Below are 14,564 nucleotides of genomic sequence, written 5' to 3' on the forward strand. Positions count from 1 at the left end.
CTATTTTAGTTTTGTTCCATTTCCTCGCGATAGTCGCGAATGGCTCTATAAATTCCTGAAGCTAAATAAACTTGTCCTAGTTCGTTGTTCAAATATTTTTCTTCGTCGCGGTTGGTCAAGTAGCCCGTTTCGATGAGTACGCTCGGCATAGCGGTACGCCAAAGCACCAAGAAACCTGCTTGTTTTACGCCTCGACTGTTGCGGCCAACGCGTTTTTTGAACTGATTTTCAATTTTTTCGGCCAAAATTAAAGAACTTGCCACGTGTGCATTTTGCATTTGTGCAAAGAAAATATGTGCCAGTGGCGATTTTGGGTCAAAGCCTTCGTATTTCTGCAAATAGTTGTCTTCCTGCAAAACTACGTCATTTTCGCGTTTGGCTACTTCTAAGTTGCCTTTGGTGGTATGCAAACCCATCGTGTAGGTTTCTGAGCCATAAATATGCTTGGGTCCAGAGTTGCAGTGAATAGAAATGAAAAGGTCGGCATTATTTTTGTTGGCAATGCCTGCGCGGTCGTGTAGCTCTACGAAATGATTGGTTTTGCGTGTGTAAATGACTTTCACATCAGGCATATACGTGTTGAGGGTTTTGCCCAACTCCAGCGCGATTTTGAGCGTAACTTCACCTTCTTTGGATTTGGCACCCAAACAACCAGGGTCTTTGCCGCCATGCCCCGCATCAATAACAATGGTGCGTAATTTATAGTGGCCTTTGGATTTCTCTAAAGTAGTAAACGAACCCAATACAACAACTGAAGCAATAAGACAGATAGAAACAATATTTTTGAGCATGACACGGCAAAAAAAGAGTTATTCCCTATTTTTGTGCAAAATTGTAAATTTTTGGCTAAAAGGTAAACAATTGTTACGCAAATTCGACCTGAAAGGAACATTATTCCTTTGCACAATGCTGTTAGCTCTGGGAGCTGCCGCACAAAACAACACGAGTAGTCCGAAAACAAAGACTGCTCCACCAACAGACACTACGCGCACCGACAGCTTGAAAGCCAAGCAGATAGGCGATGTAAAGACAACCGTAACCTACACGGCTACCGACTCGATGCGTTTTGATATTGATACAAAAAAAGTATATCTGTACGGACAAGCCGATATAGATTACGGCGACATTTCACTCAATGCCGACCGCGTAGAAATCAATTGGGAAAATAATACGCTCAAAGCAACAGGTACACCCGACTCGGCTGGAGGGAAAGAACACGGCACACCCGTATTCAAACAAGGGGCAGATCAATATGTTGCCAAAGTCATTAAATACAATTTTAAAACCAAGCAAGGCCATATTTCCGAAATCGTAACACAGCAAGGCGAAGGCTATTTGCACGGCGAAACCGTCAAGAAAGCGGCCAACGACGAAATGTTTGTGCAACACGCTCAATACACTACCTGTAATTTGGCGCACCCGCACTTTTATATCAATGCCCAAAAAATTAAGATGATACCGAAAGATAAACTTATTTCGGGGCCTTTTAATTTGGTACTGGCCGATGTGCCTACGCCGCTGGGCTTTTTTATGGGAATTTTCCCGACTCCAGAGTCAAGGTCTTCGGGCATTATTATTCCGACTTACGGCGAGGCTACCGACAGAGGTTTTTATCTGCGCGATGGTGGCTATTATTGGTCTGTAAATGACAATATTGGCATTAACTTTTTAGGCCAAATTTATTCTAAAGGAAGTTATGGCTTGTCGGTGGCTTCGCAGTACAAAAAACGCTATGCCTACGACGGTAATTTTGCCATCAGACACAACTACCGTAAAACAGGCGACGAAAGTAACCCTGATATTTTTAAAGATTATTGGATAGAATGGTCGCACAGGCCTGTTACGCGTAAAAGTAGCAGTTTCTCGGCTTCCGTTAATGCAGGTTCGTCGGGCTACAACAACCGTAACTCATTCAATGCCAACAACTATTTGGCGGCTTCATTTAGCTCGCGCGTTTCTTATTCCAAAACCTTTACGGGTACGCCTTTTAGTTTGGGGGTAAATGCTTCGCAGCAACAAAGCAGTTCGGGTGTTATGAATTTCACATTGCCCGATGTGGCCTTCAACATGATGAGTATTTATCCGTTCAGAGGCAAAACGGGCAGCCAAAATAATTGGTATCAGAACATCAACATGAGTTATGCCATGACCTCGCAAAACTCCATTTCCAACAACCGACTTATCAGACCGACTTTTACAGACATCGACGAAAAATTATACAATCGCGATTTGAATACAATGTTGGTCTTGAAAGAATCAAGTACTTCTGATGTACTGAAACGTATGAATACAGGCGTTTCGCACCGTATCCCGATTTCGACTACGTTTAGAATTTTGAATAACATTAACGTTTCGCCTTCGGTGAGCTATTCAGAAAACTGGTATTTCAGACGTTTTAAGTTTAATACGGTAAATTATGGAAGTGTGTTAGGCGACAGTATCAACGCCGATACAACCAATGGTTTTTATCGCGTGTATAACTACAATACTTCTATCAGCCTTAATACGCGTATGTACGGAACATTCTATACACGTCGTAGTAAAAAAATTGAGGCATTCCGCCATACGATTAACCCAAACGTAGGTTTTTCGTATCAACCAGACTTTTCGGATACACGTTACGGAATGTACAAACGCGTAACAGCCAACAATAAAGAATATGTACTTGACCCGTATCAGGGCAGTTTGTACGGTGGCGCATCGCGCGGCAAATCAGCCAGTATGTCGTTTGGCCTCACCAACTCATTGGAAATGAAGCTACGCGCCAAACCTGACACCAACGCCAAAGCAGACGCCAAGCCACCCAAAGGCAAGAAAGTTTCGTTGATTGATAACTTCTCGATTAACAGTGCTTACAACTTTGCGGCGGACTCTTTCAATCTTTCGCCTATTTCGATGCGTGCGCAAACCAATATTTTGGGACGTTTTGCCCTCAACGTAGGCGCGACACTCGACCCGTATATTTATGTGATTGACGATAAAAATACGACCACAGGCACGCGCATTAACAAGTTTGCTTGGGATACGAAAGGCAAAGGCCTTGGGCAGTTTTCTAATTTTATGGCAACGCTTTCTACGAGCCTAAACCCTGCGGCACTCAAGCCAAAGACGTTGGCCAAAGCCCAAAACGATCCGAATTTGCAATCCGAATTAGATTTTATTAATGCCAACCGCGATTTGTACGTGGACTTTACGGTGCCTTGGAATTTGAGTATCAACTACGCGTTCTATTATAGCAAAACAGGTTATGCGGCCTCGAACATTACGCAATCCGTAACCGTATCGGGCGATATTAGCATTACCAAAAACTGGAAAATCACTTCTAATTCGGGTTACGATTTCAAATCAAAACAGTTTGTTTACCCGAATATTGGGATTTTCAGGGAAATGCACTGCTGGCAAATGCGCTTCGACTGGACACCGACAGGTACACGTGGCGGATCGTTTAGCATCAACATTAGCCCGAAAGCCTCTATCCTGCAAGACCTCAAGTTTACGCGCCGCCGTAGCTGGTACGATAACTATTAAGTCGTTTGTTTTCGGTGCTGTTGGGTTTGAGTTGAATTAACTAACAGCACTGAAAATGAGTTTTTTATGAAAAATAAAAAATTAATTGCGGTAAAAATGGAAACTGTTTTTGTTTTTCTTGGATAAATAATACAGATTTGCACCGCAAACGGGGGATTAGCTCAGCTGGCTAGAGCGCTTGCATGGCATGCAAGAGGTCGTCGGTTCGACTCCGATATTCTCCACCAAACACTAAAAAGACCTAAGTCACGCGGCTTAGGTCTTTTCTTTTTAGTCCATCATCTTGGCCAAATAAGCAACTATTTTGCTCAACAACTCGTAATACAGTGCCGCATATGCCACCAAACACATGAGCCAAATAACGAGCAAGTTGAACCATAACGTACTGATTTTGTAACCCAACCAACTTTTTTCGGCAGCAAAAAAATGGCTTCTTACGCTCCAAACGGGCGTATCAGGTGTGTTTGGGCGATAAATGGGATAAAGTTTTTGATAAAATTGCGTTTCGGCTTCTTCCATGCGTTCGGTTTGGCTGGTATTTTTGACCATCTCGGCCACTGCCGAATTGCTATACAATTGTTTTCGCTCCAACCAAAGCCGCGAGGAAGTCGGCGTAGCCGTCTTGATGGCGATGTACATTTGCTTGTCTTGCAGCGTTCTGTTATAAATATCCGACTGATAATCAGTGAGTTTTTGGATAAAAAACAAAGCACTGTCGGCCACTGCCGCCGTAAAATGATCGGCAGTGAGGTTGTGCATAAAAAGTGGCTGAGGTATGGCCAGTAGCTCGGCTTCTTGCGCCAAATGTGTATTCAGAATAGTTAAATCATGTGTTAATTTAGCGGTTTTGTTTGCTACCCCAATCAAATCTTTGGCTTCTTGTGCCTTGTTGGCTAATGCAGGATACAAATACACTTTTTTAAATTCGGCCTGATTGATTTGGCGATCATAGTCGAAAAGCGGCTGCATATACGGATTGTAGCGGAATTGGCTCACCATCACGGCCTCAAACGCCCAACGCGAAACCATCATGTCGCCCAGAAATGGCACTTTGTCGCCGCTGCTCATGGCGGGGTTTATTTTATCAAATTTCACGACGATGCCACCCAATACCAGTTGAGGAATGAGCAAAATAGGAATCATAATATAAATCGTTACCGCCGAGTTGAAAGCCGAGGAAATATTGAGTCCGAGTATGTTGGCAAAACAAGAAACTGAAAACAAAATAAGCCATTCCACCAGCGTAAAATCCCGAATATCCAAAATCAAATTGCTGACTAACACAAACATAAGTGTCTGAATCGCAGACATCGTGAATAGCACCGCAATTTTTGAAAGCAAATAACCGCTTCGGCTCAAATCCAAAAAGGCCTCGCGTTTGAGCATTCGGCGGTCATGAAAAATTTCTTCGGCACTGACCACCAAGCCCATAAACAATGCCACGATAATGCCAATAAAAAAGAAGACGGGAATGTTTTCGTTTTCTCCAAAAATATAACCCTGCCCATCGCTTGTGTTTTTGTAATAACGATTCACGAAGGCCAACACAAATGCCAGCAAAGGAGCTTGTATAAAATTGATAATCAAATATTGCTTGTCATTGATTTTGGATAAAAAATCCCGTTGCAAGAATAATTGCCACTGTTTGAGCCAGTTCGCTACGTGCAAATTGCCTGTGATGGGCGATTTGATGACCTTAAATTCTTGGTCTTTTTGTATTTCTACAAAATGTTGATTCCAGGTTTCGGGCAAAAATTTACGCTTACTCGTAAACCTGCCGTACTGATTGACGATACGCGTTTCCACGATGTCAAAAATCTGTTCTGGGTTCACGTTCCCGCATTCCGAACAAACCGTTTGTTGTTTATTAATTTGGTTTACAAGGCTTTTGAAATAAACAATGGCTTCGATGGGATTGCCGTAGTAAATCGGGTAGCCGCCCGTATCTATGATAACAAGTTTGTCGAACATCTTGAAAATATCCGAAGAGGGTTGATGGATTACGACAAAAACTAACTTCCCCGAAAGCGTCAGTTCTTTGAGTAAGTCCATGATATTGAGCGAGTCGCGTGAGGAAAGGCCAGAAGTTGGCTCGTCCACGAACAGCACCGACGGGGCGCGCAGCAACTCCAAACCAATATTGAGGCGTTTGCGCTCGCCGCCGCTAATACTTTTGTCTAAAGCTGTGCCTACTTTCAGTTGGGCTATGTCCGAAAGTCCCAAACTGAGCAGTGTTTTATCTACCAACTCATCTATTTGAGTTTTTGAATAATTACCGAAGCATAGCCGCGCCGCGTAGTAAAGATTTTGATAAACGGTTAGTTCTTCGATGAGCAAATCGTCTTGCGGCACGTAGCCGATTACGCCTTTGATGTCTTTGGGATATTTGTGAATATCTACACCATTGAGCAGCACTTGGCCGTGAGTGGGGGGCATATTTCCATTCAGGATTTCTAATAAAGTAGATTTGCCTGCTCCACTTGCACCCATTAAACCCACCAACTTGCCTGAGTCTTCGCTAATACTGAGGTTGTGCAGCCCAACCCGACCACTTGTAAACTGGTAAGAAATGTTCAGTGCCGTGAAGTTGATATGTTCGTGGCCTTCGGTATCCAAAAATTTACTGACAATGTCGCTATAATAAATGGCGTGTAAATGGTCGCCTTTAATTACGCTGCCCGATTCTAAGGCATAAATTTCCCCCGAAAACATTTGTAAACCATTAAGATAATACACGCCTGCACCATCAAACCGTACCATGTACATTCCGATGGCGGCCACGCGCATGACCGTAATTTCGCCCTCCAGATGCGGGGCTACAATATGACGACTAATGTTGTATTGGCGTTGGCGTTTGGACGAAATTAAAAGCAAATCTTCCATGTCGGCCTCGTGCAGTTGCTTGCTCCACGCAAATGTTTCGATGAGCTTAAACTCTTTAATACTGATATTGAATATGTCTGCCACGGTGGTCAGAAATTCATATTCGATGGCCGAAATATGGTCGTCCGCTCGAATCAGCGAAAATAATGTAAACAATACGACTACTTTTTGCCGCTGGCTCAATTCCTGATTGATGCGCGTACAAATCAAGAGCATTTTCGAAGAATCGCGCACGGTAAGTCGTACATTTTCCGTGACATTTTTGGGCGTTTTGCGCACACGGCTATGCTCTTCGAGGTATTGGTCAAAAAATGACAGGTATTTTTCGCTGTCTTCTAAGTTTAGTTGATTGTTCAGAAACAACGCCACCACGTTGCGTTCTTCTGCTTTCGTGCCGTCGAGCTTGGCAATGATAGCAAAAAGCTGCATGAGGCTTTGTAAGAGTTCTTCGCTCATAGCTGGAGATATATGTGTCGTGCCTTTGAAGCTATGAAAATAAGGCGAATCTTTAAAAAAAACAATGCCAATAAAAATTTACGAAGAATCCGTTTTCTTAGGGATAAAATATTGAATAAAAAGGCACAAGGTAAAATCGTATCCCTTGTGCCTTTTTGCTTATTGTGCGCCTGCCAATTTGAATTTTACTTTGGTGCGGGTCGTTTCCGTAATGGGGTTGGTTGTGGACATATCGCCACCTTCGCCCATCGGTGGTGGGCCCCCACCCATCTCGCCCCCACCCATCGGTGGGCCTCCGCCTCCCATGTCGCCGCCGCCTTGTGGAGCTCTGCCACCGTTACGGGCTTGGCTACCTTGTGGCATTTCCAATCCTTTTATTTCAAAAATCAAACTCAATTTTTGTTTGGGATTAATGCTGGCCAATGGTTTATAAAAGCTGCTAATGCGTATGGCATACTCGATATTGAGCGAACCCGAACCGTCTATTTGTGCCGCAATGTGTACATTTTCCGAGCTGTTATTGGCATACATTCCGTCTGGGAAATAAAATCCTTGTAGTTTGAAATGCTCAAAAGCTCTTGGCAAATGCTGTTGTAGGCGTTTTTGCATCATCTCCGAAGCGTTATTGCCTTTAGCCGCTTGGCGGTCAGGACGCTGACCACCGTCAAAACCATTGGGCTGCTGGCCTTGCATTTCCGCAAAGTTTTCGGGTGGCATTTCTCCGCGAGAAATGGGACAGAAAATCGCAATGGTTTGTTTCTTTTTGCCCGTCGTGTCCAGATACAACGTCAGCCCGCCATCTATTACTTTGGATTGATAAGTGGCCTCATTCAGGCGGGCACAAATATACAGCCAGTCGGCATCGTTGGCTACCGAATATTGCAAATGTGCGTCGGAGTCGTAATAATTGAGAGGTACGCTCCAGTCCGTAACGATGCCATCTACTTGCTTCGTGCCATAGGCTGCATTAATTGTTTTTTGAGAAAAAGCCGAAGGCAAACACGCCAAAAACGCTGCTGCGGTCAGCAGCGAGAACCGTAAAAACATAAGATAATTTCATAGAAAGTAAAAACATAACAAAAGATTATACCAGTAAAAAACTATCTTATTAGAGAGCCACAAGGCAAGCGGCAAGACAAACACTCACCCTGCAACTACTCGTATTTACGAAAAAAAAACACTTTTATTTTATCCAAAGCACACCATTTTTGCAGCTTTGTTGGCGGAGTTTGTTTTGTTTGAATAAATCCAACAAGCGATTTTGCGCAACAGCAAACGAACTCCCCGTTAGCACTGCAAACTCTTGTGTGCTCAGTGTCGGGTATTTAGCAAACAAACTTTCCCAATCTGCCGCGAAAGGCTGAGCCGTTGCCGTCGGATATAGGCGTTTAAGCGCATCTACATACGCCTCATAAGGCCTAAATCCATAAACAGTCAGGCGGTTGCCGTCGGCATCCGTAAAAAACATGGTCGGGAAGCCGCGCACACTCATTTGCCTGCCCAATGCCAAATCTTGTTCAAAAAGGGTTTGGGCTTTGCCTCCAATGTCTTGGGCTAATTGCTTGGCATCTAAGCCCGACTGCGTGGCAGCAGTAGCGATATGTTCAGGTTTGGTAATGTTCTTTTTCTCCAAAAAAACCATTTCGCGCAGGCGGCGCATAAACGCAATGGCTTTCGTGCCGTCTTGCATTTGGGCGGCTTTGAACGCCACCGACGGCGGATAAGACGAAGGCAATGGGTCTTGCAGCCACACATCGCCATCAATGGGCATTTGGTAATACGCGCTTGCTTCGTCCCAGTGCTGCGCCACGTCCGAAGGCTTGCTGATGCCGCCGCTGTTATAGATTTCCCACGAAGGCAGCAGGCCGCCCATGCGGTATTCAATGTCCAGATACGCGCCGTATTCGAGCTTTAAGCGACGCAATTGCGGTTCTATTCCCCAACAGCTTGAGCATATTGGGTCGGTGAAATAAATAATTTTGACGGGTTTGCCCGCCGTAGTTTCAGGGGTAATCGTAGCCTCCGAAGGATTGGCCGTGTGTGCGGTTTCGGGCATGGCACAAGTGCCGCTGGCCGTGTCGCAAAGCAAGGGATTTTGGGGTGTTGTCATGGATTGAGAAGTGTTGGGTCTGCTGCACGCCCAGCCACCGAAGGCAAGCACACAGCAGAGAATCAGCCAATATTTTATCATCGAATGGGGTTTACTGCTAACTTTGTGCAAAGCTCCATGTATCGTGTTACACTTACAATAAGTCAGAAAAATATGACCAACACCACCCCGCCGCCCCAATGCCCCGCCGAAACGCTGCTCAAATTGCTTTCGGGCAAATGGAAACCCCAAATCTTTAGAATGGCCACCCAAAACGCCCTGCGTTTCAGTGTGTTGCTCAAAACATTAGAAGGCGCAAACAAACAAAGTATTGCCGTTGCTCTCAAAGAACTCGAACAAGCCGACCTGCTCCACAAACAAATTATTTCCCAAAAACCGCTGCACATCGAATACAGGCTTTCGGCCAGAGGCCAACAAATGATACCTGTGTTTGAGCAGTTAGAAAAGCTATTGGGGTAATGGATTGATGATTTGTTAATTAGAATATTTAAAACACAACAATCTTAAACCTGATGAATACGCTACTACTTACATTTTTATTGTCATTCAAATCTGGACTTTTGCCGCCGCCAGGGACGGTTCGTCTCAACGATTCTCTTTTTATTGACGAACAAATTATTACTGTTCTCGACTGGAAAGAATACGTTTATTATCAAACACAAGACAATCAAAAAGCCATTTTACCAGACACCGCCATCAGGTACAAAGGCCGTAATTATTATAACAGTGGCGATTTTGACGAATATCCTGTTTTGGGCATTGATGAGAAAGCTATCAATGCGTATTGTGTGTGGCGCAGCCAGTTGGTAACCAATACGATTCGAACTTATACCAAAGACAATCCGTGCCAAAGCCCGTTTTATGTGCAGAATATGGGTAAAAAGATAAAAGTAACTTACCGAAAAGCACAAGACAATGAGATAGTGGCCGCTACGAAAAAAGGCATTCTTCAATCAAACCCATTTTGTAAGAAAAACCTCGCTTGGCTCAATGCCCAAAACCTAAAATGTACGTTTAGGTGCGTGGCCGTAATGAAAAAATTAAATCCATAAGGTTTTTTGAAATCTTACAGGTTTGCAAAGAATCAACTATTTTTGCGGCTATGGAAAAAAACAAAGACCTCGACGACAAACTAAGCGACATCGGCCCTGTGTCTGGAATGTACGAAAACTGGTTTCTTGACTATGCCTCGTATGTAATTCTGGAACGTGCCGTGCCTGCCGTAGAAGATGGACTCAAACCCGTACAACGCCGCATCATGCACGCCATGTACGAGATGGACGATGGTCGCTATAACAAAGTAGCCAACGTCATCGGACAAACCATGCAGTATCACCCGCACGGCGATGCTTCCATCGGCGACGCTATTGTTAATTTAGGACAAAAAGATTTACTCATAGATACACAAGGTAACTGGGGCGATATGCGCACGGGCGACGGTGCGGCAGCTCCTCGTTACATTGAGGCGCGTTTGTCGAAGTTCGCCAACGACATACTTTTTAACCCCCAAACCACCAACTGGCAAGTTTCTTACGATGGCCGTAAACGCGAACCCGTTACTTTGCCTGTTAAGTTCCCGTTGTTGCTCGCGCAAGGCGTAGAAGGCATTGCCGTAGGTTTGGCAACCAAAATTTTGCCACACAATTTTTGTGAGCTAATAGAAGCGTCGATTGATTTGCTTAATAATCAGCCTATCACATTGCACCCCGACTTCCCGACGGGTGGCATGATAGACGTAAGCAATTACAACGACGGCCAAAAAGGTGGCAAAGTGCGCATCAGGGCACGCATTGAGGATGTGGACAAAAAAATGTTGGTGATTCGTGATATTCCGTTTAGCACCACCACCACCAGCCTCATGGAATCCATCGTGAAAGCCAGCGATGCGGGCAAAATCAAAATCAAGAAAGTAGTTGATAACACGGCCAAAGACGTTGAGATACAAGTACATTTAGCACCAGGCGTTTCGCCAGATATTACCATAGATGCCTTGTATGCCTTCACGGACTGCGAAGTTTCTATTTCGCCGAACGCCTGCGTGATTATTGACGAAAAACCGCATTTTGTGAGTGCTTCGCAAATTTTGCGCTACAATACGGAGCAAACCATGGAGCTTTTGCGCCGCGAGTTGGAAATCAAACGCGGGGAATTGCTCGAAAAGATTTTGTTCTCATCTTTGGAGAAAATTTTTATCGAAAATAAAATTTACAGAGACATAGAAGAGTGCGAAACGTGGGAAGCTGTTCTGAAAACAATTGATGCTGGTTTAGAGCCATTCAAACCACAATTTTACAGAATTATCACGGAAGAAGACCTCGTAAAATTGACCGAAATACGCATCAAACGTATTTCAAAATTCGATGCTTTCAAAGCCGACGAACTGATGCGCGGCCTGCAAGCCGAACTGGAGGAAACCGAAAAGCAATTAGCCAATTTGCGCACTTATACGATTCGTTATTACCGCGATTTGCTCAAAAAATATGGCAAAGGCCGTGAGCGCAAAACCGAAATTCGCACTTTCGACGTAATCGCCGCCAACGTGGTAGCGGCCAACAACCAAAAGTTGTATGTCAATCGTACAGATGGTTTTATTGGTTATGGCTTGAAAAAAGATGAGTTCGTGTGCGACTGTTCCGACCTTGACGACGTGATTATTTTCCGCCGCGATGGAGTGTTTAAGGTGGTGAAAATCGGGGAAAAAGTTTTTGTGGGAAAAGACATTTTGTATGTGAATGTTTTCCGCAAAAACGATGAACGCATGGTATATAACATGGTCTATTTGGACGGCGATTCGGGTTACACGATGGCCAAGCGTTTTCAGGTGCTGGCCATTACGCGCGACCGCGAATATGACCTTACCAAAGGCGGTAAAGGGTCAAAATGTTTACATTTCTCGGCCAACCCGAACGGCGAAGCCGAATCGGTAACCGTGCAACTTTCGCAAGGCTCAAAGGCCAAAATTAAGTCTTTGGACTACGATTTTGCGGGGCTGGACATCAAAGGCCGCCAATCGCAAGGCAACATCGTAACCAAACATCCCGTGCGTAAAGTGGTATTCAAAGCGGCAGGCGTTTCTACGCTTGGAGGCCTGAATCTCTGGTACGATGAAGTAATTGGCCGCCTCAACACCGACCAACGTGGCAAGTTTTTGGGGAATTTTTCGGGCGCGGATACGCTGCTTTTCGTAACCAAAAATGGCCAATACGAACTGACTTCTTTTGAGCTAACCAACCGTTACGAACCAGAAAATTTGGTGCTTTTGGAGAAATATAACCCCGAAAAAATATTGTCGGTGGTGTATTATGAAGGCGAAACCAAAAATCATTTTGTAAAACGCTTCAAAATAGAAACCTCGACAGTAGGCAAACCGTTTGGCTTTATTGGTGAACACAAAGATTCTAAAGTGTTGGTAGCAAGCACTGAAGCGCAACCGCAAATCCAAGTGGCATACCGCAAAGACAAGAAAATGCCGCAAGAAGTGACCTTGTATGATGTGGATGTGTTGGCGGAAGTGAAAGGCTGGAAAGCGATTGGTTCGCGATTGAGCCAATACATTGTGCAGCAAGTAATGTTGGTCAATGGCCAAGAATCGGACGAGGCCAAGCAACTCGGACTTTGGCAGCAACAGTAATTTAATTTCTCCAAACCCTTACAGACTTTCTAAACTTGTAAGGGTTTGTTTTTTTGAAAAGTCATTGATTTATAGTAATTTATAACATAAAATTTAATTCAAGAAAATGGTAGGAATCATTATGGGCAGTCAGTCGGATTTGGTGGTAATGCAAGCCGCCGCCGACGTGTTGGAGCAACTCGGTGTTGCTTATGAGCTTAATATCGTTTCGGCGCATCGCACGCCGTTGCGTATGGTCGAATATGCCCAAACTGCCGCAGCCAAAGGCATCAAAGTAATTATTGCGGGTGCGGGAGGTGCAGCGCATTTGCCAGGGATGGTGGCTTCGCTCACGGTGTTGCCTGTGGTGGGCGTGCCTGTCAAATCCAGTAATTCCATAGATGGCTGGGACTCGGTGCTTTCTATTCTGCAAATGCCGTCGGGCGTGCCTGTGGCCACGGTGGCACTCAATGGCGCGACCAATGCGGGACTTTTGGCTGCGCAAATCATGGCCACTTCCGATGTGGCACTTACCGACCGATTGATTGCCTACAAACAATCGCTACACGATAAAGTAATGGATTCGGTAGCCGCTTTGCAGTCAAAAAAGTAGTCTAAATGTTTTTTGATGAAACCTTATAGGCACTCAAAACCTATAAGGTTTTTGTTTCGTTTTCCCAACAACTCCCATGAGTAATTCCAAAACCGTGATAGTGATAGGAGCAGGGGCGGCAGGTTTTTTTGCGGCTATCCGATGCGCTACTGTTTCGCCTGATTGTCAGGTGATTATTTTAGAAAAAACAACAAAAGTTTTATCCAAAGTAAAAGTGTCGGGCGGCGGACGCTGCAATGTTACGCACGCTTGTTTTGATATAAAAAAGCTCTTGTCATTTTACCCGCGTGGCGGCAAATTCCTCCGACCTGTATTCAAAAATTTTAGCCCGACCCAAACCGTCGAATGGTTTGAGCAGCGAGGCGTTCCGCTCAAAACCGAAGCCGATAACCGCATTTTTCCCGTTTCGGATAGCTCACAAAGTATCATTGATTGTTTGGAAGAAGAAGCCAAGCATTTGGGCGTACAAGTACGTTTGCAAAGTGCTGTAATTGATATTCAAAAAACAGAAAATCAGGATTTTATAATTCAAACGCCTACGCAACAATACATTTGTCAGAAAGTAATTTTGGCGGCTGGCGGCCATCCGCAACCCCAACATTACCAAATTGCGGCGGCTTTGGGACACCAAATCGTTGAGCCTGTGCCGTCGTTGTTTACGTTCAACACGCCTAACAGTCCGTTTCTGGAATTGGCTGGCGTTTCTACGCCCGAAAGTAAAGTGAAAATTTCGGGTGTGGACATGGAGCAAACCCAACCGCTACTCATTACGCATTGGGGTTTTAGTGGCCCTGCCGTGCTGAAACTCTCGGCATGGGCGGCGCGTGAGTTGGCGGAAAGAAACTATCGCTTTGATTTTCAGATACATTGGTTGCCAAAATACAACCAAGAACAATTGTTACAGATTTTACAAACCAAAAAACAAGACAGCCCGCAACAGCAAGTAAGCAGTCATTCGGTGGAAGGTTTGCCGCTTCGTTTGTGGAAAAGTTTGTGTGCGCAGGCGGGCATCGAAGCCGCGCAACGCTGGGTAGATTTACCCAAAAAGAATTTGAACAAATTGCTGGATTTGCTCACGCGTACCGTGTTGCAGGCCGAAGGCAAAACGACTTTTAAAGAGGAATTTGTAACGGCTGGCGGCATTAGTGCTGAAGACATCGACTGGAATACGATGGAAAGCCGTGTGTGCAAAGGCTTGTATTTTGCGGGGGAAATAATTGATATTGACGGCGTTACGGGAGGTTTTAACTTTCAGGCCGCTTGGGCGACGGGCTTTGTGGCGGGTACGAATGCCGCGCAAATGCTTTCCTGAAAATAAATTTTTATTGATCAAAAATAAAAAACCTCAAACAGTTGTGTATCTG

General features: G+C 44.7%; 10 protein-coding genes and 1 tRNA gene. 7 read left to right on the forward strand and 4 right to left on the reverse strand.

Annotated features, from left to right (window positions below; translation table 11 throughout):
* Nucleotides 1-5 precede the first annotated feature (5 nt).
* Nucleotides 6-791 carry an N-acetylmuramoyl-L-alanine amidase family protein gene (locus tag BM090_RS14375; protein WP_091514739.1) on the reverse strand — a complete coding sequence of 262 codons (786 nt, stop codon included), beginning with the start codon at nucleotides 789-791 and terminating at the stop codon, nucleotides 6-8.
* A 70-nt stretch (nucleotides 792-861) separates the two neighbouring features.
* Between BM090_RS14375 and BM090_RS14380 the strand changes: the two genes are divergently transcribed.
* Nucleotides 862-3,528 carry a putative LPS assembly protein LptD gene (locus BM090_RS14380; protein ID WP_143083989.1) on the forward strand — a complete coding sequence of 889 codons (2,667 nt, stop codon included), beginning with the start codon at nucleotides 862-864 and terminating at the stop codon, nucleotides 3,526-3,528.
* Nucleotides 3,529-3,678: 150 nt separating this feature from the next.
* Nucleotides 3,679-3,755: transfer RNA gene (locus tag BM090_RS14385), tRNA-Ala, on the forward strand.
* Nucleotides 3,756-3,798: 43 nt separating this feature from the next.
* Here BM090_RS14385 and BM090_RS14390 read toward each other — a convergent pair.
* The 3 genes from BM090_RS14390 to BM090_RS14400 all read right to left on the reverse strand — a co-directional run bounded on the left by BM090_RS14390 (nucleotide 3,799) and on the right by BM090_RS14400 (nucleotide 9,058).
* Nucleotides 3,799-6,867 carry an ATP-binding cassette domain-containing protein gene (locus BM090_RS14390; protein WP_091514747.1) on the reverse strand — a complete coding sequence of 1,023 codons (3,069 nt, stop codon included), beginning with the start codon at nucleotides 6,865-6,867 and terminating at the stop codon, nucleotides 3,799-3,801.
* A 159-nt stretch (nucleotides 6,868-7,026) separates the two neighbouring features.
* Complete coding sequence (locus BM090_RS14395) at nucleotides 7,027-7,914, reverse strand: hypothetical protein (RefSeq protein ID WP_091514750.1); 888 nt, start codon at nucleotides 7,912-7,914, stop codon at nucleotides 7,027-7,029.
* Nucleotides 7,915-8,050: 136 nt separating this feature from the next.
* Nucleotides 8,051-9,058, reverse strand: a complete 1,008-nt coding sequence (locus tag BM090_RS14400; protein ID WP_245756737.1) for a ClpXP adapter SpxH family protein — start codon at nucleotides 9,056-9,058, stop codon at nucleotides 8,051-8,053.
* A gap of 72 nt (nucleotides 9,059-9,130) precedes the next feature.
* Between BM090_RS14400 and BM090_RS14405 the strand changes: the two genes are divergently transcribed.
* The 5 genes from BM090_RS14405 to BM090_RS14425 all read left to right on the forward strand — a co-directional run bounded on the left by BM090_RS14405 (nucleotide 9,131) and on the right by BM090_RS14425 (nucleotide 14,512).
* On the forward strand, nucleotides 9,131-9,436 hold the full coding sequence (locus BM090_RS14405; RefSeq protein ID WP_091514841.1) for a winged helix-turn-helix transcriptional regulator: 306 nt from the start codon (nucleotides 9,131-9,133) through the stop codon (nucleotides 9,434-9,436).
* Between the two features lie 53 nt (nucleotides 9,437-9,489).
* Nucleotides 9,490-10,029 (forward strand): hypothetical protein, encoded by a 540-nt coding sequence (locus BM090_RS14410; RefSeq protein WP_143083990.1) that lies wholly within the window; start codon nucleotides 9,490-9,492, stop codon nucleotides 10,027-10,029.
* Nucleotides 10,030-10,079: 50 nt separating this feature from the next.
* On the forward strand, nucleotides 10,080-12,608 hold the full coding sequence (locus tag BM090_RS14415; RefSeq protein WP_091514757.1) for a DNA gyrase/topoisomerase IV subunit A: 2,529 nt from the start codon (nucleotides 10,080-10,082) through the stop codon (nucleotides 12,606-12,608).
* Nucleotides 12,609-12,714: 106 nt separating this feature from the next.
* Nucleotides 12,715-13,200: a 5-(carboxyamino)imidazole ribonucleotide mutase gene (purE, locus tag BM090_RS14420; RefSeq protein ID WP_091514761.1), complete on the forward strand. Its 486-nt coding sequence runs from the start codon at nucleotides 12,715-12,717 to the stop codon at nucleotides 13,198-13,200.
* A 76-nt stretch (nucleotides 13,201-13,276) separates the two neighbouring features.
* On the forward strand, nucleotides 13,277-14,512 hold the full coding sequence (locus BM090_RS14425) for a BaiN/RdsA family NAD(P)/FAD-dependent oxidoreductase (protein ID WP_091514765.1): 1,236 nt from the start codon (nucleotides 13,277-13,279) through the stop codon (nucleotides 14,510-14,512).
* Nucleotides 14,513-14,564: the final 52 nt, after the last annotated feature.

The sequence above is a fragment of the Flexibacter flexilis DSM 6793 genome (genome assembly GCF_900112255.1).
Classification (GTDB): domain Bacteria; phylum Bacteroidota; class Bacteroidia; order Cytophagales; family Flexibacteraceae; genus Flexibacter; species Flexibacter flexilis.

Bases quoted from the DNA above. Each gene is read 5' to 3' on its own strand.
- BM090_RS14375 (WP_091514739.1), bottom strand. From the start codon at position 791: ATGCTCAAAAATATTGTTTCTATCTGTCTTATTGCTTCAGTTGTTGTA.
- BM090_RS14390 (WP_091514747.1), bottom strand. From the start codon at position 6,867: ATGAGCGAAGAACTCTTACAAAGCCTCATGCAGCTTTTTGCTATCATT.
- BM090_RS14395 (WP_091514750.1), bottom strand. From the start codon at position 7,914: ATGTTTTTACGGTTCTCGCTGCTGACCGCAGCAGCGTTTTTGGCGTGT.
- BM090_RS14400 (WP_245756737.1), bottom strand. From the start codon at position 9,058: ATGATAAAATATTGGCTGATTCTCTGCTGTGTGCTTGCCTTCGGTGGC.
- BM090_RS14405 (WP_091514841.1), top strand. From the start codon at position 9,131: ATGACCAACACCACCCCGCCGCCCCAATGCCCCGCCGAAACGCTGCTC.
- BM090_RS14410 (WP_143083990.1), top strand. From the start codon at position 9,490: ATGAATACGCTACTACTTACATTTTTATTGTCATTCAAATCTGGACTT.
- BM090_RS14415 (WP_091514757.1), top strand. From the start codon at position 10,080: ATGGAAAAAAACAAAGACCTCGACGACAAACTAAGCGACATCGGCCCT.
- purE (WP_091514761.1), top strand. From the start codon at position 12,715: ATGGTAGGAATCATTATGGGCAGTCAGTCGGATTTGGTGGTAATGCAA.
- BM090_RS14425 (WP_091514765.1), top strand. From the start codon at position 13,277: ATGAGTAATTCCAAAACCGTGATAGTGATAGGAGCAGGGGCGGCAGGT.